24 protein-coding genes are annotated in these 22,066 nt (G+C 65.8%); 7 read left to right on the forward strand and 17 right to left on the reverse strand.

What is annotated here, in order from left to right; all coding sequences use genetic code 11:
• Nucleotides 1-52: 52 nt before the first annotated feature.
• Nucleotides 53-541 (reverse strand): HugZ family pyridoxamine 5'-phosphate oxidase, encoded by a 489-nt coding sequence (locus AC1DNF_RS16335; protein ID WP_478149653.1) that lies wholly within the window; start codon nt 539-541, stop codon nt 53-55.
• A gap of 149 nt (nt 542-690) precedes the next feature.
• Here AC1DNF_RS16335 and AC1DNF_RS16340 point away from each other — a divergent pair, with 149 nt between their 5' ends.
• From AC1DNF_RS16340 to bluB, 3 genes are all read left to right on the forward strand, one after another.
• Nucleotides 691-1,308, forward strand: a complete 618-nt coding sequence (locus AC1DNF_RS16340; protein WP_478149654.1) for a retropepsin-like aspartic protease family protein — start codon at nt 691-693, stop codon at nt 1,306-1,308.
• A 102-nt stretch (nt 1,309-1,410) separates the two neighbouring features.
• Complete coding sequence (locus AC1DNF_RS16345) at nt 1,411-1,737, forward strand: hypothetical protein (protein WP_478149655.1); 327 nt, start codon at nt 1,411-1,413, stop codon at nt 1,735-1,737.
• A gap of 34 nt (nt 1,738-1,771) precedes the next feature.
• A complete protein-coding gene (gene bluB, locus AC1DNF_RS16350; protein WP_478149656.1) occupies nt 1,772-2,482 on the forward strand; it encodes a 5,6-dimethylbenzimidazole synthase in 711 nt (236 codons plus the stop codon).
• Between the two features lie 47 nt (nt 2,483-2,529).
• Here the strand turns inward: bluB and AC1DNF_RS16355 are convergent, their stop codons facing one another.
• From AC1DNF_RS16355 to AC1DNF_RS16390, 8 genes are all read right to left on the reverse strand, one after another.
• On the reverse strand, nt 2,530-3,297 hold the full coding sequence (locus AC1DNF_RS16355; RefSeq protein WP_478149657.1) for a tryptophan 2,3-dioxygenase family protein: 768 nt from the start codon (nt 3,295-3,297) through the stop codon (nt 2,530-2,532).
• Entirely contained in the window at nt 3,294-4,418 is a 1,125-nt protein-coding gene (locus AC1DNF_RS16360) for an iron-containing alcohol dehydrogenase (protein ID WP_478149695.1), read from the reverse strand. The genes AC1DNF_RS16355 and AC1DNF_RS16360 overlap by 4 nt, the downstream gene beginning before the upstream one ends.
• Nucleotides 4,419-4,535: 117 nt before the next feature.
• Complete coding sequence (locus AC1DNF_RS16365) at nt 4,536-5,447, reverse strand: LysR substrate-binding domain-containing protein (RefSeq protein WP_478149658.1); 912 nt, start codon at nt 5,445-5,447, stop codon at nt 4,536-4,538.
• Between the two features lie 93 nt (nt 5,448-5,540).
• Nucleotides 5,541-6,182 carry an NAD(P)H:quinone oxidoreductase gene (gene wrbA, locus AC1DNF_RS16370; RefSeq protein WP_478149659.1) on the reverse strand — a complete coding sequence of 214 codons (642 nt, stop codon included), beginning with the start codon at nt 6,180-6,182 and terminating at the stop codon, nt 5,541-5,543.
• A gap of 39 nt (nt 6,183-6,221) precedes the next feature.
• Nucleotides 6,222-7,172 carry a ring-cleaving dioxygenase gene (locus AC1DNF_RS16375; protein WP_478149660.1) on the reverse strand — a complete coding sequence of 317 codons (951 nt, stop codon included), beginning with the start codon at nt 7,170-7,172 and terminating at the stop codon, nt 6,222-6,224.
• Nucleotides 7,173-7,228: 56 nt separating this feature from the next.
• The gene (locus AC1DNF_RS16380; RefSeq protein ID WP_478149661.1) at nt 7,229-7,945 is read right to left on the reverse strand and encodes a nitroreductase; all 717 of its coding nucleotides are present in this window, start codon (nt 7,943-7,945) and stop codon (nt 7,229-7,231) included.
• A gap of 143 nt (nt 7,946-8,088) precedes the next feature.
• Nucleotides 8,089-8,985: a tryptophan 2,3-dioxygenase gene (locus AC1DNF_RS16385; RefSeq protein ID WP_478149662.1), complete on the reverse strand. Its 897-nt coding sequence runs from the start codon at nt 8,983-8,985 to the stop codon at nt 8,089-8,091.
• Nucleotides 8,986-9,018: 33 nt separating this feature from the next.
• A complete protein-coding gene (locus AC1DNF_RS16390; protein ID WP_478149663.1) occupies nt 9,019-10,392 on the reverse strand; it encodes an amidase in 1,374 nt (457 codons plus the stop codon).
• A gap of 44 nt (nt 10,393-10,436) precedes the next feature.
• Here AC1DNF_RS16390 and AC1DNF_RS16395 point away from each other — a divergent pair, with 44 nt between their 5' ends.
• Together AC1DNF_RS16395 and AC1DNF_RS16400 are read left to right on the forward strand one after the other, a co-directional pair.
• The gene (locus tag AC1DNF_RS16395) at nt 10,437-10,613 is read left to right on the forward strand and encodes a hypothetical protein (RefSeq protein WP_478149664.1); all 177 of its coding nucleotides are present in this window, start codon (nt 10,437-10,439) and stop codon (nt 10,611-10,613) included.
• 92 nt (nt 10,614-10,705) lie between these two features.
• Nucleotides 10,706-11,731: a glutathione S-transferase family protein gene (locus AC1DNF_RS16400; protein ID WP_478149696.1), complete on the forward strand. Its 1,026-nt coding sequence runs from the start codon at nt 10,706-10,708 to the stop codon at nt 11,729-11,731.
• Between the two features lie 36 nt (nt 11,732-11,767).
• Here the strand turns inward: AC1DNF_RS16400 and AC1DNF_RS16405 are convergent, their stop codons facing one another.
• The 3 genes from AC1DNF_RS16405 to AC1DNF_RS16415 form a co-directional block, all read right to left on the reverse strand.
• Entirely contained in the window at nt 11,768-12,376 is a 609-nt protein-coding gene (locus AC1DNF_RS16405; RefSeq protein ID WP_478149665.1) for a glutathione S-transferase family protein, read from the reverse strand.
• Nucleotides 12,377-12,518: 142 nt separating this feature from the next.
• On the reverse strand, nt 12,519-13,172 hold the full coding sequence (locus AC1DNF_RS16410) for an FABP family protein (protein ID WP_478149666.1): 654 nt from the start codon (nt 13,170-13,172) through the stop codon (nt 12,519-12,521).
• Between the two features lie 121 nt (nt 13,173-13,293).
• Nucleotides 13,294-14,331, reverse strand: coding sequence for a lysylphosphatidylglycerol synthase transmembrane domain-containing protein (locus AC1DNF_RS16415; protein ID WP_478149667.1), 1,038 nt, complete (start codon nt 14,329-14,331; stop codon nt 13,294-13,296).
• A 191-nt stretch (nt 14,332-14,522) separates the two neighbouring features.
• On the opposite strand from AC1DNF_RS16415, the gene mgtA reads away from it, so the two are divergent.
• Entirely contained in the window at nt 14,523-17,090 is a 2,568-nt protein-coding gene (gene mgtA, locus AC1DNF_RS16420) for a magnesium-translocating P-type ATPase (RefSeq protein ID WP_478149668.1), read from the forward strand.
• 13 nt (nt 17,091-17,103) lie between these two features.
• Here mgtA and AC1DNF_RS16425 read toward each other — a convergent pair whose 3' ends face one another.
• The 5 genes from AC1DNF_RS16425 to AC1DNF_RS16445 form a co-directional block, all read right to left on the reverse strand.
• Nucleotides 17,104-17,298, reverse strand: a complete 195-nt coding sequence (locus AC1DNF_RS16425) for a hypothetical protein (protein ID WP_478149669.1) — start codon at nt 17,296-17,298, stop codon at nt 17,104-17,106.
• A gap of 222 nt (nt 17,299-17,520) precedes the next feature.
• Complete coding sequence (locus AC1DNF_RS16430; RefSeq protein ID WP_478149670.1) at nt 17,521-18,384, reverse strand: hypothetical protein; 864 nt, start codon at nt 18,382-18,384, stop codon at nt 17,521-17,523.
• A 171-nt stretch (nt 18,385-18,555) separates the two neighbouring features.
• Nucleotides 18,556-18,966, reverse strand: coding sequence for a DUF302 domain-containing protein (locus tag AC1DNF_RS16435; protein ID WP_478149671.1), 411 nt, complete (start codon nt 18,964-18,966; stop codon nt 18,556-18,558).
• Nucleotides 18,967-18,996: 30 nt separating this feature from the next.
• Entirely contained in the window at nt 18,997-20,802 is a 1,806-nt protein-coding gene (gene arsA / locus AC1DNF_RS16440) for an arsenical pump-driving ATPase (RefSeq protein WP_478149672.1), read from the reverse strand.
• Nucleotides 20,803-20,874: 72 nt separating this feature from the next.
• Nucleotides 20,875-21,222, reverse strand: a complete 348-nt coding sequence (locus tag AC1DNF_RS16445; protein ID WP_478149673.1) for an FHA domain-containing protein — start codon at nt 21,220-21,222, stop codon at nt 20,875-20,877.
• A 178-nt stretch (nt 21,223-21,400) separates the two neighbouring features.
• Here AC1DNF_RS16445 and AC1DNF_RS16450 point away from each other — a divergent pair, with 178 nt between their 5' ends.
• On the forward strand, nt 21,401-21,928 hold the full coding sequence (locus tag AC1DNF_RS16450; RefSeq protein WP_478149674.1) for a hemerythrin domain-containing protein: 528 nt from the start codon (nt 21,401-21,403) through the stop codon (nt 21,926-21,928).
• The last annotated feature ends 138 nt before the right edge of the window (nt 21,929-22,066 follow it).

Consider the following 22,066-nt stretch of genomic DNA (forward strand, 5'->3'; position numbering starts at 1 on the left):
CCGAGTTAATTTATCGGGCCAATCCGTGTCCTTGTGCTCGCGCGGGCGGGCGTCAGTCCCCGGCGCGCAGGGCGTGCCGGAGTTCTTCCTCGTCGACATTGCGCGCTGCCGCGAAGCCGGAGATCTGGCGGGCGTGCGTGAGATGAATGGCGACGAACTGGAAATCGCCCAATTCCGTCATGGGCTGCGCCTCGGGAAAGCGCGCCAGGTAGGCCGCGCGGCACGGCTCCCACTCCGGCCTGTGGCTCTCCAACGGGTCGGCCTCGCCCTGCAGCGTCGCGCGCGCAAGCGCATGCACCGGCTCTCCCGGCGACTCGGGTCGCGTGACGAGCAGGGAGACCCTCGGCCTTTGTCGAAGGTAACGCGTGTGGGCGGCCAGGCTGCTGACATGAATGACCAGGCAGCCCAGCGAGGGCTCCACCGCGAACGGGACCATGGAGACAAAGGGCGCGCCCTCATCATCGAGTGTCCCCAGGGCGGCGGTGCGGCGCGAGTGCAAGAGCTCCTGGAGCTCACCGGTCGAAGTGGATTCGCGGGACATGGGTTCTCCTGGCATTCGCCCTGATTGTGCTGCGGCGACGCCGTCGAGCGTCTCCGGCGGACCGCTCGGCGGACGTCGGATTTGGATGACGCGGCGCCGCTCTCCATGCGCGCATCGTCCAGGATGAATCTCCAGCGCGAGGTGGCACCATGTCGAATCCCTTGAAGTCCAGGCAGGCACCGTGGTATCGCGGCGTGCCTGTCGCGGCCGCCGCCCTTTTTGCCTTGGCGGCGCAGCCGATGGCCTTGGCGGAGCCTGTCTACAAATGCGGCAAGACCTACACGAACGTTCCGCCGGGCGAGGGGCCCGCGAAGCTTCGCCCCCGCGGCTGCGTGCAGGTCGCGATCGCGGATCAGCCCGCGGGCAAGGCGGAGCAGATCGCGGTCGATGGATCCAGGCAGATCACGGTGCCCGTGGGCCAGGACGGCCGGTTCTGGATCCGCGGCTCGGTCAACGGATTTCCGGTGCAGTTCGTGATCGACAAGGGGGCGACGGTCAACGCGGGTGTCGTTGTCACCGAGGCCTTCGCCGCGCGGGCGAATCTGGTGGGGGGCGCCCCCGCCCATGTGCAGACCGCCAGCGGCGTCGTGGATGCGCGGCGCATCGAGCGCGTGCCGCTGACCATCGGCCCCTTCAGGGTGCCCCAGGCCACCGTGTTCGTCGGCTCGCTGGGCGGCAAGTCGGATGCCGCCCTCGTCGGCCAGGAAGTGCTCTCGCTCTTCGACGTCACGGCCAATGACCGCGAGATGACGCTTGGCAGCAAGTAGGGCCCGGCGCTGCGGCAACGCAACAGTTCCGACAATGAGCGAGCGCACGTGCGGAATTGCACTGGCGATGCGCGCGGGCTCCCGCAGAATTCCCTGATGCTCATGTCCCGGACATCATTCTGGTATCGGCGAATCTGGTGGCTGCCCCTGCTCTGCACGGTCGCGGCATGCGCGCTGGTCATCGCCGCCGTCCGGACGCCGGTGCAGCAGGGCGGCTGGCTCGATGTGGCGATCCTGGCGGCGCTTCCCTGGTCGCTCGTGCTGCTGTTCATGGAGCCGTCGCCCGGCTTTGCCGAACGCGCGGGACTTGTTGTCGCGCTGGGGCTTTGCCTCAACGCCGCGCTCTGCTGGTGGGTGGTGGCGCTCGTCAGATCACGGCACGTCAGCGCGAGCGCGCATCCCGCGGACGGGGAGTCCGGGGCCTCGTAGTTCGGCAACGCTTGCCCCGCGTATGCTCGCGTGCATGCATCCTGAAGAGCCCTCGGGCAACGACAAGGCCGCGCGCCCTGAATGTTCCCTGCCTCCTTTTTCCGACGCCGAGCGTGACACGCTGTACCGCATCATGGCCACGCGTCGTGACATGCGCCACTTCGTGCCGGGGCAGCGCGTGGCGGCCGATACGATGCGGCGCCTGCTTGAGGCCGCGCACCAGGCGCCTTCGGTCGGCTTGATGCAGCCGTGGAGGATGCTGCGCATCGTCGATCCGGCACGGCGAAACGCCCTTGCCGCCCTGGTGGACGAGGAACGCCTGGCCACCGCGAGCGCGTTGGGCGGGCGCTCCGACGAGTTTCTGCGCCTGAAGGTGGAAGGCTTGCGCGAGTGCGCGGAACTGCTGGTGGCGGTGCTGGCGCCGGACGACGGCACCGTGTTCGGTCGCAGGACCATGCCCCGCGACATGGCGCTGTGTTCGGTCGCCTGCGCGATCCAGAATCTCTGGCTGGCAGCACGCGCCGAGAACCTCGGCGTGGGCTGGGCCTCAATGTTCGATCCTGTCCGCGTGGGCGCCATGCTGGAGCTTCCCTCGACGGCCCAGCCGGTGGCGCTGCTGTGCATCGGGCCGGTGCCGGCCTTCTATGACAGGCCGATGCTCGAGATCGAAGGATGGCGCGTCGGCAAGCCGCTGGATGCGCTGGCCTTCACCGATCGCTGGCCATCGGCCCAGGGGATCGGCTGAGGGTCGGGCCCGGTCGGCGTCCGCCCCGGGACAGCATCATTGCTTCGTCACCTCGTCTCGCCGCCGTGACGTCGCGCAGACCACAATTCCGGAAATGGAAGCTCACTCACCATGGGCGCGAACGATGCAAGGTCTTGAAGGCTTCGGTGCGTCGTCATGCGGTAGCGATGCTTCAGGTCAGTGAGTGCTTGGGCGATATCCATGAGCGTGTCCCCGATCTGCTGGAGCGGAGCGTCCGGATATGGATCCTCATAGATGTCACGCCAGACCTGTTCCACGTCCTGGCTGGGAACATAGCGCGCGCCGAGGTCACGTTCGAGCACATGCCGAGGCACAGTCAATCCGATGCGGCTGAAGTGCGCCAGGACATCGTCGTAGATGCCGGGTTCGGCGTGAACCGCCTCCGCGATGCCAAGCAGGCAGGCCGCGTGCCGAGGGACCCAGCCCTCATGGACGCTGCAGTCTCCATGCTTCGCGGAGACCTGCGACAGGATGTCCCGCAGGTCTTTCGGCGTCAACCAGGCGATGGAACGCCATGTGGCGTTCAGGGGCTCGAAATGTGCGGCCACGCGCCTGAGCGTTCGAGCTGCTTCTGTCGGGCGGTCGGCTCGCAGCTGCGTCTGTGCAGCCCGGAGTTCCCTGACGATCAGCGTCCAGCAGAGTTCGGACATCTGCGCCGCGATGATGAACCCGAACTCCCCCGGGTGGTTGCTGACCGGCTTCTGGAGCGAGTGCAGCGTATCGGTCTGCAGCCAGGCGCCGTATGGCGTCCGACCGGCCGGCTCGTCCGACGCCCGGGAACTGCCGAGTTTCACCACAGACCTTCCAGCAGCGCGTCGAGCTTGCCCGTGGCGTTGGTGCCCAGATCGGCGACCTCGTTGGGATAGTTCTTCTTCAGGAGCGTGGCGACTTCGGGCAGCCTGGCCTTGTCGAGGTCGAATGCGCCGACACGATCGTGAAGGCCCAGGGCCTTCACGACGCCCGCGATCCGGTCGGCCAGCTGCGCCGCGGCGGGCTCCTCCCCGCGCCCGCGACCTGCGGCAAAGACCTCGAGCTTGTCGCCGTAGAAATCCGCGCACGCGCGGATGACCGGTGCGAGCGTGATGCAGGACGTCGCACTGTGCGGCAGCCCGTAGGTGCCGCCGAGGATGTGCCCGATCCGGTGGCTGAGCCCGTAGATGACAGACGCGGGAGAGAAGTAGCACTGCCAGGCCGCGAGCTGAAGTTGCAGGAGGTCGTTGGAGGTGACCAACCCCTTGTCGATGGCCTCGCGGGTCTGCATCCGCTCGGGCCACTTCTCGAGAACGCGAAGGAATCGCGCGACGCCGCTCGCTGCCATGATCGCGTGTGGATGCTCCCTGGTGACCTTGCGCATTCCTTCGACTGCGTGATCCATGCCCTTGATGGCGGAGGACAGAAGCAGCGCACGCGGGGTATCGAGCACGAGCACGGGGTCAATCACGACGACCTTCGGCACCGTTTCACGGACGGCATAGCTCCGCTTGAACGTCTGCGCGCCGTCCGTCTCTGTGACGCCGAAGTAGTGAGAGAACTCGGAGCCCGAGAGCGTCGTGGGCAGCGCCGCGATGGGAAGAAAGCGGCCGGTCTTCTCGCGATGCAGATGGGACACGGCCTTTGCCGCGTCGAGGACGGATCCGCCGCCCAGCGCAATGATCGACTCCGCTCCGGCACGCAGGCATGCGTCGAGCCCTCCCTGGACGGCGACGTCCGGGGCGTGTGCAGGAAGATCCGTGAAGGTGCCGACGCCATGCTTCACGTTCGGTTGCACGTGGGTCTGATTCAGATTCGCCAGCGGCTCGACCGTGAAGGTGATCGCGTGACCGATGCCATAGTCCCCGAGCCGGGCGGCCGTGCTCTGCAAGATGTGCTCGCCCCAGAAGACACCATCTTGCGGCAAACAGTTGTATTGGTTCATTTCGATCGGCCTTTCCAGTTTCAAGACCGAAAAGATAGAGCCCTCACTGCCCCTCCACAAGCCGTCGAAGTTCAAACGCAGCGTCCATGTGGGTGGACGATCGAAGTTCTGGGCAGCCTACTGCTGCTCGAATGCGGTGATGACCGGAATCTCGACCGCCAGGAAATCGACCAGCGAACGCACGGCTGGGAGCAGTCCTGTGCGAAAGGGAATCAACGCGGACATTCGCGCGTCCGCCGCCACCCAGTCAGGCAGCAACTGCCGCAAGCTGCCGGCCTGCAACTCCGACCTGCAGATGTAGCCCGGCAGCGCGGCGATCCCGAGGTTTGCGCATGCCGCTTCCTTGAGCGCGACCATGTTGTTGCTCTGGAACCTGGGGTCGATGGGCATGACGATTTCTTCACCCTCGGGTCCCTGCAGTTGCCACTGCAGCGGCCCGTTGCGCACCATCGAAATGGTGGCGTGCCGCGCCAGATCCTCCGGGCGCTCGGGGACGTCCATCTGCTCCAGGTACTTGGGCCCCGCGAAGAGATACCAGGGAACGTGGGCGATCGCCCGCTGCACCAGCGTGGAATCCCGCAGCGGTGTCGTGTGACCTCGAATCGCAAGGTCGAATCCCTCGCCCACGATATCCACGTAGCGATCGGTCGCGATCTCGATGATGTGGACCTTCGGATGCCGATTGAGGAAGAGAGGCAGAAGATCCCGAAGCGCGAACTGCGCAATTTCAACAGCCGTGGTCAATCGAATCACGCCGCTTGGCTCCGTCAATCGCTGGCGGACCGCCTCCTCCGCGGCCTCCGCGCTCTGGAGCGTCGCGATGGCGTATTGATAGAACTCCTTGCCGATGTCGGTCATGCCAAACTGACGGGACGTCCTGCTGAGAAGGCGAACACCCAGCGACGCCTCGAGCTCCTGAACACGGTGACTCAATGTCGACTTGGGCAGGCGAAGGCTCACGCCGGCGGCGGTGAAGCCTCCGCGGTCGACGACCTGCACGAAGTAGTAGACATCCTTCAGATCCAGCATGAGAAGCCTGATGAAAGGTGGCGCAAGGCCGCAGCATGATGCCGGAAGGGAGGGGCGGTCAATAGACCGTCCCGTTCAACGCCGCTGTCTCGATCAGGAGACGTTCTCGAGCGCGCGTGCGTGTGCGCTTGCGCCTGTCAATGCCTGCGCGACCGAAGCGACGCGTCGCCCCTGGAAGTTCGCCACGGCGAGATGATCCGCGTCAGGCATCACGGAATCCAGTTGGGAGACATGGGTCGCCCCGTAAGGCGTCCCGGCCTTGAACATCGCGGGATCGGCGTAGCCCAGCGGCACGATGATCAGGCCGAGGTGAGCCATCGGCCCGTAGATCGACAGGAGCGTCGATTCGTTGCCGCCATGCCTGGAGGACGTCGAGCCGAATACCGACCCCACCTTGCCATTGAGCTTGCCCTGGAACCAGAGGCCGCCGAGTCCGTCGATGTAGGCCTTCAGTTCGGCGGAGATCGATCCGAAGCGCGTCGGCGTTCCGAAGACGATGCCGTCCGCCCATTCGGCGTCTGCCTCTGTCGGGGCTTCATATTTCGCGTTCATTTCCGTGGCCCGTTCCGACCAGCCGGGCGATTGCCGCATGACTTCCGGGCCGACGAATTCCCGGGCCCGGCGAAGCCTGACCTCGGCGCCCTGCGACATTGCGCCTTCGGCAACGGCCTTGGCAAGGAGCTCGGTGGAACTGTTGCGGGAATAGAAAGCGATGAGGATCTTGGGTTTTGACATGGAGTGACCTGTATCAGTGGGGGACGATTGGGGACGGACTCAGACCGCAATCGGTTCGAGGCGGCCGAGCAGTTCCTGCTTGCGCTCGCGAAGCCAGGGCGGAAGCTGGAACTCCGAGCCGAAGTGCCCGGGTTCCTCGTCGATCGCAAATCCGATGTCGGTCGTTGCCGCCTCGAACATCACCCCGCCGGGCATCTTGAAATACATCGAGCGGAAGTAGTTGCGGTTGACCGACTCGGAAGTGTCGATGTGGCCCATCGACATCAGCCTCTCCTTGATCATCATCTGTTGTTCGACGTTGTCTACGGCGAAGGCCACATGATGGATCGTGCCTTCGCCATAGATGGACGAGCCTTGCAGGCGGTCCGGCTCGTGAAGGAACTCGACAACGGTGCCTGGCGTGCCGTCGGCGGTCTCGAAGCGGTGGTAGGGCCCGGACTCTCCGGCATACCGGAATTCCAGCACATCCTGCATGAAGATGACGGATTCGGAGACTTCGCGAAGCGACAAGGTGATGCTGTGCACGCCGCGGATTGCGAACGCCTGAGGAATGTCGGTGGCCGAGCAGGGCGGGCGGGCGTCTCGGTCGGACGCCACGAGGTCGAACTCGATGCCACAGGGATGCTGGAAGCGCTGCCGCCGTTCGCCGAAGCGCTCGACCACCTCCTTGTCGAAGGCGATTCCCTTCGCGTCGAAGCGCTCGCGCCAGAAGTCCAGGGAGCCTTCGGGCACGGAATAGTTGATGACCTTGATCTGCCCCGAGCCCCTTCGCCCCTTCACGCCCTTCTGCCTGAAGGGAAACGAGGTGACCAGGGTGCCCGCATCGCCCTGGGGGTTGCCGTAGTAGAGGTGGTAGACGGGCTCCTCGCCGTCAAGAAGAACGGTCTTCTTGACGAGGCTCTGTCCCAGCAGCCTGACGTAGAAGTCCACATCCTCCTGTGCGCCGCTCACGCAGGCGGTCAGGTGGTGGAAGCCTTTGATGATTGACATTGGATCTCCTGTGAATGATTCGGTGCTTGCGATGGGTCCTTCGCGGACGCTTGCCGCTATGCGTCGATGAAGGAAGTGAACTCGTCCATCTCCACCTTGTGCAGCTTCATCCGGTTCTCCGGCAGGCTGTTGTCGGCCCAGCCGAGCGACATGCCGGCGATCACCATCTGGTCTTCGGGAATGCCGAGTTCGCTGCGCAGCACCGGGTATTGCAGCGACCAGATCTGCTGCGGGCAGGTGTCGAGCCCTCTGCCCTTGGCCGCCAGCATGACGTTCTGCAGGAAGCATCCGTAGCAGATGAAGCTCGCCCATTCGAGACACCGGTCCATCGTGAAGATGATGCCCACGGGGGCATCGAAGAACAGGAACTGGCGCTCGACGTCGCGCATGCGACCTGTCTTGTCGCTTCGATCGACGCCTTGCGCATCGCCGAGCTGGCCGCGGAAGGTGTTGAAGCGGGTCGAGTACGGATCGGGAAGCGGCTGCGGAAAGAAGGGGTACTCAGGAGTCAGCTTCTCCGGGCCGGCGCGAAACGCCGCCACCGCCGCCCGGGTCACCCGTTCGCGTGCGCGTCCGGTCACGACATAGCAGCGCCAGGGTTGCGTGTTGCTCGAGCTCGGTGCGTACCTTGCGGTGGACAGTATCTCCCTGACCATGTCGAGCGAGACGGGTCGATCGAGATAGCCGCGCTTGGTGCGCCGCTCGCGGATCAGGTCGTCAATGAACGGGTTTGCATTCAACTCGAAATTCTCCATCCGAAGGTTCGCTGACATGGTGGGTTCCTCTTGTGTGACGCTGGGGTGAAAAGCAGGGAAATCGTAGGGATGCGGCGATCGGTTGAGAAGGCGTCAATGCTTGTACGCTTGGTCCCGGATTGATGAACGATCGATGCCGAATCGCAGCCGCCAGGGGCTCGTCAGCGCCCTTGCCCGGCCATGTGCGGACAAGCGGGAGGCGGGTCGCCGATGAGGGCGCGCGCCGACCACAGTTCGGGAAACGGGATCTCGTCCATCGTGGGCACCAGCCATGCGACGCCGTCGGTGCCGAAGTAGGCCGGCCGTGCGCCGAAGGTCCGGCGCGTCGCCATCAGGTGGCGGTACTTCCACTTGCTGAATCCCTGGGCGATATCGGCAAGCGCTTCTCCGAGCTGCTGGAGTTCGATGTTCTTGTCAGGGTCGGCGTAGATGTGGCGCCAAACCTGCTCGACTTCCTTGCTGGGGCTGTAGGGCGCCCGCAGATCGCGCTCGAGCAATGCCTTCGGTACATCCATGCCGATGCGCATGAAGTAGGCGAGAACGTCGTCATAGAGGCTCGGTTCGGACAGCGCCCTGTCCAGCTGCGCCCAGCGCTGGGGTTGCGGTGTGAAATGCGCCAGGTGCTGCGATTGCTTGATCCCCAGCAGGTAGACCATCTGCCGATATGTCCATCCCTGAAGTGCCGTGTCCTTGCCGTGCGTGGCGGCCGCGCGCGAAAGGATGGCCAGCAAGTCGTTCGGCATCATCCAGTCGATCGATCGCCAGATGGCCAGGAGGGGCTCGTGATGGGCGACCACGCGCAGCAGCGTCCGATGGGCCTCGCGAAGCTTGTCGGCGCGCAGGTACGTCTGCGCTGTCTGGATCTCCTTGATGATGAGCATCCAATAGAGCTCGGAGACCTGCACGTGGGTGATCCATGCATGCTCTCCGGGATGGTCGCTGACCGTGCGCTGCAGCGAATGGAGGGCGTCCGTCTGCATCCATGCGCTGTAGGGCGTCTGCCCGGTCGCGGCAGTGGCCCGTGCGTGGCCGTCGAGGTGGGTGGGGGTATCGATCACTTGAGGCTCCTGGTTGTGGTTGTGTGGGTTGCTTCACCTGAGGCGGGCGCGAAGGATCCGCTCGATCTGCTGCGCGATCCGCAAGAGCGCGCCGTCTCGACCTGGCCTGGCGACGATCTGCAGCGATGCCGGAAGGCTGTGCTCCGCCCGAGCCAGGGGAATCGAGATGGCCGGCAGTCCCGCGACATTGAAGGGGGCCGTATAGGTCATCAATGCCTCGCGGACCGTGCCGGACCATCCGCCGATCGTCGCCGTGCGCGCATGCAAGAGCGGTGCGGTGCAAGGGCAGGTCGGCAGGAGGAGGTAGTCGACCGTCGACATGGCCTGTTGGAGGGCCGCTGCAAAGCGCCATCGGGTCTGCTGTGCCTGCGCATAGTCGCGAAGATCCACGGTCTTCGCGCGCTCCAGCCGCTCGATGGTCTCCGGGCCGTAGTGCGCGGCAATGCGATCCCAATCGTTGCGCCTGAAGTGTTCGACGGCGCCTTCGGTCAGAACGATCTTCGCGAATGCGTCGTAGACGGTGTCGAACAGGCCGGGCATGTCGAGCTTCGCGCACGCAAGGACTTCTTCGAGGCATTCGATGGCGTCATCGAAGGCCCATGCGATCTCGGGACTCAGGGGGATCGGCGCGATCTCGCGGATGACGCCAAGGCGTGCGGCGACCCACGCGTCGTCTGGGGGCGCCTTGATATCAAGAGCGTCCGCCAGGACGATGACGTCATCGACGCTCTCCCCGAGGAGACCGGGGTGGTCCAAGGTCGGGGCCAGCGGAAACACGCCTCGGGTGGAGAGGGTGCCGAAGGTCGGCTTGAAGCCGACGACTCCGCACAGCGCAGCCGGAATTCGAACGGAGCCGCCGGTGTCCGTGCCCAGTCCCGCGGCGACGGCACCGTACGCGATTGCCGCTGCCGCACCGCCGCTGGATCCGCCGGGAATGCGGCTTCTGTCCAGGGGATTCAGAGTGTCGCCATAGACCTCGCTGGCCGTGGTGACCCCCCACGCGAACTCGTGCGTGGTGGTCTTGCCGATGGGGATGGCGCCCTGGTCCACCAGCGCCTTCACGATGTCGGCATCGGCGGTCGGTACATGGCCGTGATAGGCGGGCGAACCGTACCGGGTTTCGACGTCCTTGGTGTCGATCAGATCCTTGACACCGATGGGTAGTCCTTCGAGCGGCCGTTGACTGCCTCGCGCATAGCGAAGATCGCTCTGCGCCGCGGCCCTCAAGGCACGATCCCGGTCGATGACCGAGAAGGCGTTGACGCATCGATTGCAGGCCCGCGCCGACGCGAGCGCCTGTTCTGTCAGCGCGATCGCAGTCAGGCGCCCCGTCGCCAGGGCATCGAGCGCCTGGCGAAGGCCCGGTGTGCGCGAGGCCGCTCTGGACGGCTGACGGATGTTGCTCATGGGTTGGCGTTGGCAATGAAGACTTGACTGTGGAGCGGAAAGATATGCCAAACGACAACCGCCATGTGCTGGTCTTTGCCGAACGTAGCGTCCAGGAACGTGGACGACGGGGCTGCGATGGATCGTTCGCCATTTCGGAACCCAGCGTGCAGAAAGTGCAGGCTTCTCCGGAGGGGAGGATGAACCTAGAGTTCTCGAACGCCGAGCCCATCGGGCTGTGAGCTTCCCCAGAAACGTTGCCGGAAACGATGGAGTACCCGCCGTGAAATTGACCAGGAGCGATGCGATGACGATGGATGTGCCACTGATGGAAATGGCCAAGGCGGCTCGCGCTGCCATGGCGGATCCTGCCCGCAGCACGGTCGTAGGCAAAGAGGCGAACCCGCGCTTCGAACTGTTCCATGCGGCGAGCTCGCTGTGTTCCCAGAAGGTGCGAACGGTGTTCCATGAAAAGCGGCTGTCCTACCGTTCGAACGACATGGTCATCCTGTGTTCGAAGAGAAGCGACGGGGTCGTCATCCCGGCCGAGCACTACAGCCCCGCCTACATCCGTCTGCGCTTGATCGCCGGCCGGGAACTGGACCGGGAATTCGTCAGCGGCTACAGCGGTCGGACATCGGTCGAGACGGAGGGTTTCGATCCCTGCGTCGTGCCCTTGCTCATCGACCACCAGGCCGGCCGCGTGATCGCCGATTCGCTGCGGATATGCTGCTATCTCGATGCCGTCTCGCGGGAGTTCGTCCAGCTCGTCCCCGACGAGACCGAAGCGCTCGCCGAGGTGATGCGTCAGGTGGGCATCGTCGACAGGATCCCGAACGGGGCGCTGCTCTATGGCTTTCATCCGGACGCGGACAGGCGCCCGGCCATGCTCAGGTCGGTGATGGAGACGGTCTACGAGTGCAAGCTCATGGCGCTGGAGCGCTTGGTGGCCGCCAATGCCAGCGAGCCTGAACTGGTCGCTGCCTACCGCGCGAAGATCATGAAGGAGAGCGGCGGCCTGGCGGTGCGCCACGACGCCGCGTTTCAGCGCGCCGCCCGGATGCATGTGGGCGATCTGTTGACGGATCTGGACCACGCGCTGAGCGGGCAACCATTGCCTTATCTGAAGGGACGCTCCTTTTCGCTCGGCGATGTGGTGTGGGGTGTCAACCTCGTTCGCCTGGCCTACCTCGGTCTGGCATCGATGTGGGACGAGCTTCCCCACGTCGGGCGGTATTTCGACGCCCTTGTCCGGCGGCCATCGCTGTGCAAGGAAGCGATCCAGGCGTCGATCGAGAGTCTGCCGCACGCCGACGCGATGGACGCGCTCGCGGATTGCCGCGACGCGTTGGCTGCGTAACTCAAAGAGCGAGACCGCCTGGCTTGACGCGCCGGTTCAGCGTGCGTCGGGCACCAGCTCCACCCATGCGGGCTGGCCCTCGACTCGCGCGATCCATTCGCGAATGGATGTGAAACGCTCCATGTCGTAGCCACCCTGGTCGGCCAGCGAGACGTAGGCGAAGACCGCTGTGTCTGCAATGGTGTAGGTCTCGCCGACCAGCCAGGTGCGTCCGAGCAGCCAGCGATCCAGCTTCTCGAGCGCCGGATAGCCCTCGGCATGAAGCCGTTGGATCTCCTGCTGCCTGCCGCTGGCCAGGCCGTGCAGATGCCAGACGCGCGGCACGGCGATTGCCTTTTGCAGGTCGGCCTGTTCGAAGAACAGCCAGCTCGTCACTTCCGCGCGGGCATAAGGATCGTCCGGCAGGTAGGGCGTGCCTTGTGCGAGGTAGAGCAGGATTGCGCCCGACTCCACGATCGTTCGACCGTCCTCGAGCTGCAGAACGGGCACGCGTGCGAAGCGACTGAGCTTGCGGAATGCGGCTTCTTGCGTATCTCCCTTGCCGATATCGAGCGTGATGCGTTCGAACGCAAGACCGAGCTGGCTCAGCAGGATGCGCACCTTCCACGAGTTACCCGACAGGCGACTGTCATAGAGGCGCAGCATCTGTTGACTCCATCGGCGATTGCGTTCGCCGATGATTGTCACACCAACACGCCGGTGCGAGAAGCGTCGGTCAGGGCGATGACACGCCGCCGACGGGCGGCGAAACGCGTGTCGATCGCAGCGGCGATCGGGCGATCGGAACTCACGTCGGACGCGACGCCGGGTCTTGCATCGCCAGCGGATTGAGCGATGGTTCGCCGATCTTCGTGAGCGTGTTGCGGTCGGTGTGGTGAAAGGGTTCGGCCAGCCCCTGGATCTGCATCACGGTGTCCTGGTCGTACGACCACGTGCCGTCGGCATTGAACACGACCTTGATGCGCCACTCCAGCGTCTTGAAGGCATGCTCGATGAACGGGTTGGACACGATGCCGTTGACCAGGCTCCCGTGCGTGGCCACGAGCTCGAAGCTGTCCGCATCCGGGCTGGCCTGGCCGCTCGCCATCGCGATCTGGCCGCGCGGAATCGCCAGGGTCTGCATGACGGTGCCGGTCGCGGGCTCCCACAACCAGTAGCCGACCTGGTCGTGATACATCTTGGTCAGGCCGGGCTTGTGGATGTAGGTGTGGTAGCGCAGGCCATAGAGCACCTGCGGCCCGTTGGTCTGCGGGTCGATCGGCTGCAATTCATAGTGCTCGACGTAGACCTGCGTCTTCGGCCCTTGCGCCTTGGGCTTGACGTCCACGCCTTTTTCGCCGCGCCACAGTCCCGCCATCCGGCGCAACGGGCCGAGTTTGGCGAGGGTATGTCCGTCCAGGTCGGCAGGCTCGGTGTAGATGTCGTCGGGGAAGGTGGGCATGGGGCGGGTCGGGAGGGCTGGGTTGTGTCGGGTTTCGGCGGCTGACGACGCCGTTTCGTCTGGCGCGCGCCGCTGCATTCTGCCTCGCGGCGGCGCCATTCGAACATGCGCCGTGATTGTTCTACCCGCGCGGCGCGCTCGAACGGCTCGCCTTTGGCGCCATGAGCGCGGAGCGCGACACCAGGATGCCCGGCAGCATCGGCGCCCAGAAGCTCAGTCCGCGAAACAGCAGCGTGGCCGACAGCGCCACCGGCAGCGCGATGCCGGCCCAGTGCAGGGCGGTCACCGCCGCCGCTTCGAACACGCCGAGCCCGCCCGGCGTGACGCCGATGCTGCGCAGCAGGCTGGCCAGCATGAAGCCGGCGAACACGCCGGCCCAGGGCGCCGAATCACCCATCGACAGCACCAGCAACCAGAGTGTCGTGGCGTCCAGCAGCATGATGCCCAGGTCTAGTCCGGTTGCCGCGGCCAGCAGCCGCGGGTTGCGCGTCAGGGCAGTGTCGGCCTCGTTCAGGATGCCCAGGCCGCGCTTGATCCAGCCCTGCCTGGCCAGCCCCCGCAGGGCAGGCGGCGTACGCCTTCCCGAGACCAGGGCGATGCCCAGCGCCAGGGCCAGACTGCCCAGGGTGAAGAGGGTGAAGGCCACCACCAGCAACTGCGTCGCGTGGCCCTCGACGACGACGATTCCCAGCGCCCAGCCCAGCGCGAGCACATACGCGAACAGGTAGGAATAGAGGCTGATGACGAGGCAGGCGATCGCCACGGACCTCGGAATGGCCAGCCGCTCGAAGGCCGCGGTGACCGCCAACGTGCCGCTGAGCCCATACGTCGGCAGCGCCTGGTCGAAGAACAGCTTCAGCAGGCCGAGCTTGCAGGCTGTCAGCAGAAGCAGGCTGGAATGCCCGGCCTTGGTCACCAGCGTGTAGATCTGGCCCTGCAGCAGGTAGGTCAGCAGTTGCAGCAGAACGGCCAGGGCGAACCAGCCCGGCTCGACTTTCTCCAGCAGCCGGGCGAATCCTTCCGCGTCGGAGAAGTGCAATGCCATCGCCACCACACCCGCCAGTGAAGCCGCGCCGAGAAACCAGGAACTCCACAACAGCCATCGTGAGCGCTTCGTCGGGGACGCAGCGGTCAGTACGTTGTTGTCAGAGCTGTTCATGGGGTTCCCAGTCTCGGGGCTGCATCCTCAACAAGCAAGTCGCGCGACATTCAGGCCGTGATGGGCCGGTGATTCGCGTCCGGCGTCGCGGCCGCGCCAAGCATGCACAGCGCATGGCCTCATGATGGCGGTGTTCAATAGCGCCGGCAAATCGAAAGTGGGGCAGAGAATTGAAAGCGATCCCGCCAACAATGGATCACGATCCCCCGCCTCCACCCTGGTGGCTGGCGCCCGGACTGGCCGGCCCCGCGGATGCGGAATGGGCCGGCCTGTCGGCCGGAGAGGCCAAGGCCCGGCTGGCTCGGTTCGGGCCCAACCTGTTTCGCGACAGGCAGCAGCGCTCGCTGTTGCGCCAGTACCTGCGCCGCTTCAGGAATCCCCTGGTGATCATCCTGCTGGTGGCCAGCGCCATCTCCGCCTTTACCGGGGAGCTGACCAACTTCCTGATCATCAGCTGCATCGTGCTGCTGAGCGTGACCCTGGACTTCGTTCAGGAGTACCGCGCCAATGCCGCGGCGGAAAAGCTGCGGCAGTCGGTGGCCGTGCGCACCCGCGTGCTGCGTGACGGCAAGTCCCTGGAGCTTCCCGTGACCGAGGTGGTGCCCGGCGACGTGGCGGAGCTGGCGGCCGGCGATCTGATTCCGGCGGACGCCCGGGTCCTGGAGGCACGGGATTTCTTCGTCAAGCAGGCGCTGCTGACCGGCGAGGCCTACCCGGTGGAGAAGCGCGCGGACATGCCGCCGCCTTCGGCCACCGAGTTGAGCGAGGCCAGCAACGCGGTGTTCATGGGGACTTCGGTGATCAGCGGGAGCGCCCGGGTGCTGGTGGTCAAGACCGGCACCGAGACCGCCATCGGCGCCATCGCCGACAGCGTGTTGCGTCCCTCGCCACCGACCTCGTTCGAGGTGGGCACGCGCCGCTTCGGCATGCTGATCATGCGCCTGACGGTGCTGTTGGTCCTGTTCGTGCTGCTGGTGAACATGGCGTTCCACAAGCCGTGGCTGGAGTCCTTCCTGTTCGCCGTGGCGCTGGCCGTGGGCCTGACGCCTGAACTGCTGCCGATGGTGGTCTCGGTGACGCTGTCGCGCGGCGCGCTGCGCATGGCGCGCAAGCAGATGATCGTCAAGCGCCTGTCGGCCATCCAGGACCTGGGGTCGATGGATGTGCTGTGCACCGACAAGACCGGCACCCTGACCGAGGCCCGCATCCACCTGGAGCGGCATGTCGACCCGCTGGGCCAGCCCAGCGACAGGGTGCTGCAGCTCGCGTACTTCAACAGCTTCTTCGAGACCGGACTGAAGAGTCCGCTCGACGAGGCGATCCTTGCCCATGAGCACATCGAGATCGGTGCCTGGCGGAAGATCGACGAGGTGCCCTTCGACTTCGAGCGCAGGCGCGTCTCGGTGCTGATCGACAACGGCGAAGAACGCTGGCTGGTGGTCAAGGGCGCGCCGGACGAGATCCTCGGGCTGTGCACGGGCTATGAAAGCGGCGGCGATGCGCAGCCGCGGCCGCTGGACGAAGCCGCCCGCGCGGCCGTGCATGCGCAGTACCAGGCGCTGGAGCAGGACGGCTTGCGCGCGCTGGGTATCGCCTGGCGCCCGGTGGCCCGCGACCACCCGCATGCGGTGGTGGGCGACGAGGCGCAGCTGGTGCTGGCCGGCTTCGCCGCCTTCCTCGATCCACCCAAGGCCAGCGCGGGCACGGCGCTGGCGTCGCTGGCCAGGGTCGGCGTGGCGATCAAGATCGTCACGGGCGACAGCGACCTCGTCACGCGTCACGTGTGCGCGCAATTGAAGATCCCCGTCACCGGGCTGCTGACCGGCAAGGAAATCGCCCAGCTGGACGATTTCGCCCTGCGTGCACGCGTCGAGACGACCAACCTGTTCTGCCGGGTCAATCCGGGGCAGAAGGAGCGCGTCATCCTGGCCCTGCGCGCGCGCGGCCATGTGGTGGGCTATCTGGGGGACGGCATGAACGATGCGCCGTCGCTGCATTCGGCGGATGTCGGGCTGTCGGTGGATTCGGCCGTGGACGTCGCCAAGGAAGCCGCCGACATGATCCTGCTCGAACAGGACCTGCATGTGCTGCTCTCGGGCGTCCTGGAAGGCCGGCGCACCTTCGGCAACATCATGAAGTACATCATGATGGGGACCAGCTCGAACTTCGGCAACATGTTCAGCATGGCCGGCGCGGCGCTGTTCCTGCCCTTCCTGCCGATGCTGCCGACGCAGATCCTGCTCAACAACATCCTCTACGACATCTCCGAGATTCCCATTCCCCTGGACAAGGTGGACATGGATGAGATCCGCCGTCCGCAGGTGCTCGACCTGGAGTTCATCCGCGACTTCATGCTGGTGATCGGACCGATCAGCTCCTTGTTCGACTTCCTCACCTTCTACGTCATGCTGCATGTGCTGCAGGCCGACGAGAAGCTGTTCCAGACCGGCTGGTTCGTCGAATCGCTGTGCACCCAGGTGCTGGTGATATTCATCATCCGGACGCGCGGCAACCCGCTGAAGAGCCGCGCCCATGCGCTGCTGACCTTGACCTCGCTCGGCATCGTGGCGCTCGCGGTGGCACTGCCCTTCACGCCGCTGGGGCACTACTTCGGCTTCGTGCCGCCGCCGGCCAGGTTCTACCTGATCCTCGGCGGGATATTGCTGACCTACCTGCTCATCGTGGAACTGGCCAAGCAGGGCCTCTATCGCTGGATGCATGCGGGAAGGCCTCTCGGGAGAGCCCTGTCCCGGGCCTAGTCGTCGGTGGCCCTCAGTGCGGCGGGCCGACCGATCTGCCGTTGATGCGGCGCGCCTCGATCACGCGACCGGTACCCCCCGCGAGTGGACGCGCCTCTCCTTCCACGTCGACCTTGTCGCCGATCTTCAGCGCGAGACGTTCGAGTCCATCCGGCCTGGTGTGGATGAAGTCGCCGTTGTCGAGCACCCGCGCAGCCGTGCCTCGCATAGTTGAAGCGCACCACGGTTCCGGACACCCCCTGATGGCGATGCGCCACCTTCGGCTCCTTGCCGTCGATCGAGGCCAGGCGCTCGAGCCGGTACACGAAGTGCTGGGGTTCGCCCTTGGGCGAAGATGGCATTGCGGTGCCCGAATGCCATTCGAGCACCTGAGCGAGGCCGCCGAGGTCGGACGAGGCCTCCACTTCTCGCGGGGTCAGTGCGCCGACGGTCAAAGCGCACTCGCCGGTTGGCCGGGCGGAAGGTGAACGAGGGTGACCGCGGTCCAGCACAGCGTCTGCCCTGTGCCCGCCTGGACCAGCTGCAGCCTCTGCAGGGCTTGCACGACCTCGTCGAACTTGTCGCCCGCCGCGCCCTCGAGGGCCGGCCCTTGCGGCGCCGCCCCGAGGCTGGCCCGAAGTGACATCTCGGGCGCCGAACTTCGCCGGCCGCCGTCCGTGGCGCGGTAGAGCTCGGCCACGACGAGCGCGTGTTCATTCATGAATTGCCTTCCTTCCGGTCCGAGGACGGTGGCCAGCGCGGCGGTGAATGCCGGCAAGGCTGCATCCAGTCGCCCCGGGACGGCGCCAAGCGCTTCGAGCAGCGTTCCCACGAGCGACCAGCTGGGCAGTCGCACTTTTCGCGTCAGTCGGTCGCCGTCGACCTCCGTCATCGCGAGCTGCACCGTCGCGGCCAGATTGCCGTTGAGGTAGTCCGCCACGCCGAGAACGGAGGGCCAGGCGTGGATTTCGTTGCAGAAGGCGGTGATATCGCTCAGGCGCTGCCGGCCGGTTGCCAGCGCCTCCAGCACCGCGCGGAAGGCGAGCTGGTCGTGCTCGGTGGGCTCGGGCAGCCAGCTTCGAGTCAGGACGCTCTCGGCGAGGGGCGCGAGGTCATCCAGGACGCCGCGGCGCAGCACCCAGAGCAGCCGCTTGCCACTGGATGGCAGGAACGTGTCCGGCTGGAGCGCGTTCCAGAGCTCGACCTGGCTCGTCGGCGGCAGTTCGGCCATCGCGGCATCGAGGCCGGCCTGGCACGAGGCCACCAGTCCGACGTACTCGGGGACGGTCAGGCGGCGTTCGCCTCGACTGAACATGCCCTCCAACGGATGCGCTCCTCTTGCCACTTTCCAACTCCCGGGTTGGTTCCAAGGGGGCTGAGTGTCGCATTGAAATATCGAAAGTGGAACTTTTGTTCTACATTTTCGGCTTCGACCCGGCGGGCTCAGGGCGCCGGCGGCTTCCGGCAATCCGCGCAGCGAGGTGTATCAGGTCGCTTGCGTCAGGCTGCCGCCGAGGCTCTCGCAGGCCTTGCGCAGACGCTGCTCGGCAGCGTCTGCCACGGTCTTGACCTCGGGCTTGCCGACCAGGTTGACCATGATCTGCGGATCGAGGAAGCCGACCAACACCCGGTCGGGCGCCTCTTCGCGCACGATGACGTTGCACGGCAGCAGCAAGCCGATGTCGGGCACCTTCTGCAGCGCCTGATGCGCCAGCGACGGGTTGCAGGCGCCCAGGATGCGGTAGGGCGGCATGTCGACGCCGAGCTTCTCCTTCATCGCGTGCTGGACGTCGATGTCGCTCAGGACGCCGAAGCCCTCACTCTTGAGTGCGGCGATGGTCTTCGAGAGCGCCTGGTCGAACGTCGTGCCGCTGAGCGTCGTGGTGAATCCGTACATGGGGAACCTCCGTGATGTGAATGGGTTGTTTCAGGCGCAGACCGCAGCGCGCCGCTCTTTGTCGACCAGCCTGGACAGCTCGGCGAATCCGATCGGCGGCCGGGTGAGCCAGGGAACGGTGAAGACGCGCCCGGCCAGGCCGGCGGACATGCGCGCCATCTGCCTGCGCTCGCCGGCGAGCCGCGCGGCCAGCAGAGGGTCGCGCGTGCCTGCGGCCAGAACGCTCTTGTTGAGCACCCAGGCATAGGGTTCGATGCCGGCGCGGCGAAGGTCATCCTGCAGGGCGGCGGCTTGCGATACCGGGGTCACCTCGGGCAGCGTGACCAGAATGATCCGGGTGTATGCGGCGTCCCGCAGTCTCATCAACGGCGTAATGACGCGGCCGGTGCCGTGCCCTTCGAACTCCCGCATCATCTGCCGGTGATAAGCCCCCGTGGCGTCCATCAGCAGCAGCGAATGCCCGGTGGGTGCGGTATCCAGCACCACGAAGGCGCTGCGCGCTTCGCTGACGATTCGCGAGAAGGCATGGAACACCGCGACTTCCTCGGTGCATGGCGAGCGCAGGTCTTCCAGCAGCAAGGCTTGTTCGCCGGCGTCGAGACCCGGTGACCTGGCCGCCATGATCTTGTCGACGTAGCGCTGCGTCTCGACCTTCGGGTCGATGCGGTCCACACGCAAGCCCGGCACTTCGCCGTCCAGTGTGCCGGCGAGGTGCGCCGCCGGATCGGTGGTGCTCAGATGCACCGTCTTGCCGCGCTGGATGAGCCCGAGCGCCAGGGCGGCGGCGACCGTCGTCTTGCCCACGCCTCCCTTGCCCATGACCATGATCAGCCCGTGTCCGGCGGCCGCCAGCTCGTCGGCCAGCGCGTCCAGGCCCCCCAGCGGCGCATCGGGTTCGCCGCTCGCGTGCCCGCAAGGCGCGACGGGGTCGACGCCGGCGGCAAGCATGGCACGCAAGGCGGGCAGGCCGACCGTGTCGAAGGCCCGCAGCGGCACCCGGTCCTGCGGCAAGTCCCTCAGGGCCTGGGGCATTTCAGCGATGGCCTGCTGCCCCAGGGCCTCGATGGCACAGGCCACGGCGTCCGTGCGCTCACTCGCATGGAATACGGCATTGATCGCCAGGCGTTGGTTGTCGAGGCCCAGCGCGCGCAACTCCTGCGACGTGCGTGCCGCCTCGGCCATCGCGCCGGTGTCCGGCCGCGTCACCAGGATCACCGTGGTCCGGCCCGGATCGCTCAAGGCGGCAAGGGCCGCATTGAAGCGCGCCTCCTGCATCTTCAATCCGGAATGCGGCCCCAGGCAGGAGGCTCCGCGATCGTTGCCGTCGAGAAATCCGCTCCACGCCTTGGGCAGGCTCAGCAGGCGCAGCGTGTGCCCTGTAGGGGCCGTATCGAAGATGATGTGATCGAAGGGCCCGGCACCGTCGCAGAGCAGGGCGCTGAACTCGTCGAAGGAGGCGATTTCGGTGGTGCAGGCGCCCGACAACTGTTCGCGCACGGTGGCGCGCTCGGCTTCGCTGGCATCGGCGCCCATCCGCGCCAGGACGCGCCGCCGATAGGATTCGGCCGCCTTGTCCGGATCGATGTTCAGGACCGACAGGCCGGGCGCGCCGGGCACGGGCGTCGGTGTGTTGCGCAGCTCGACCCCCAGCATCTCGTCCAGGTTTGAAGCGGCGTCGGTGCTGACCAGCAGAACCTTTGCGCCCGCGTCCGCCATCGCCAGGGCTGCCGCGGCCGACAGCGAGGTCTTCCCGACACCGCCCTTGCCGGTGAAGAACTGAAATCGCGTCGGGCGCCGGAGAAAGCCCATCGGAGCGAGGCAAGGAGACATGACCATGATCGCATTCTGTGCACCGGGTGGCGCGCCGCGCCTTGCGCCCGGTCAAGACCGGCCGCCTCGATCCCCAAGTCAGCCCCATCCGATGCCGGGACTGGACGGAGCGCGCTCGACCACGATTTCCTGGTAGTCCTCTTCGGCGATGATCCGGATCTCGCTGCGCCCGAGGGCGAGCGTGTCGCCTCTGTTGAGCGCCCTGGCATGGACCCGCTGCCCGTTGAGGAAGAGTCCGTTCCGACTGAAGAGGTCGCGGACGATGAGCAAGGACGCCTCGCGCTCGATGACCGCATGGAATCGACTCGCGCTCGGGTCGTCGAGGACCACATCGTTGCGCAGGGCTCGCCCGATCGATGTTCGCGATCCCTTCAGATCCACCATGCTCACGAGACCGGTCGGCGCTTCGATCAGGAGTTTCAGCATCTCGCCTTCTTAGCGCCGGATCCAGTCTTTGACCATCGGAAAATGGCGATACCTGTTGAGCGTTCCAGACCTCGGAAGCCCGGGTTGCGGCACCGGCCGCGACGCTGTAGAAGCGTTCCGTTGGCAGTCAGGATGACCTGGCAAGCGCTGGGGCAAACAGTGTGGAAGGGGTGGGAACATGTTGGCAGCCGAATGTGCCTGGGCCATCTTGCGTGCCGAGCACACACGCATTCGCGAACTGTTGGCGCTGGTCGACGAGGCGCTGAGAACTCGGGACTGGACGCGGCGGGGATCGCGGGCCGCGGCGCTCGCGGAGCTCATCGACCGCCTTCAGGCTTTCGACGAAGTCACCCATCGGCCGAAGGGCGTCGTCCTGATCGGGATGCTGCGCGGCAGGTCGCAAGAGGCCGAGAAACTGCTCGATCGGCTCGAACTGGAATGCGAGCACTGCGACGGACTGCTCTCGCAAGCGAAGGCAAAGCTGGCGCTTGCCGCAACGGGGGACGCGGCCGCGGCCGCGTCTGTGGATGTCCTGTTGAGAGAGCACATCGAGTTGATGCATGCCCATCTGGACCGGGAAGACACACTACTCCATTCGCAAACGGCCCTGTTGCTCAGTGGCGAGGAATGGGCCACGGTGGTGTCTTCGATGTCCGAGGCCATGGGGGCGCTGAGAGGACGCGCCCGCGGGCGTCCCGTGTCTTGAATCACGCGTGGCGATGCCGCGATGCGGCAGCTGTGTTTTTGATCACTGGTCGAATGGCTAGATGCGTACCTAAGTTTACAAATTTAGACTTCCTGAAATCTTTTGCTGCATCCGGCGCCGGCGCAGCAGGATGCACAA

It is taken from the genome of Variovorax sp. 01T432 (genome assembly GCF_056398605.1).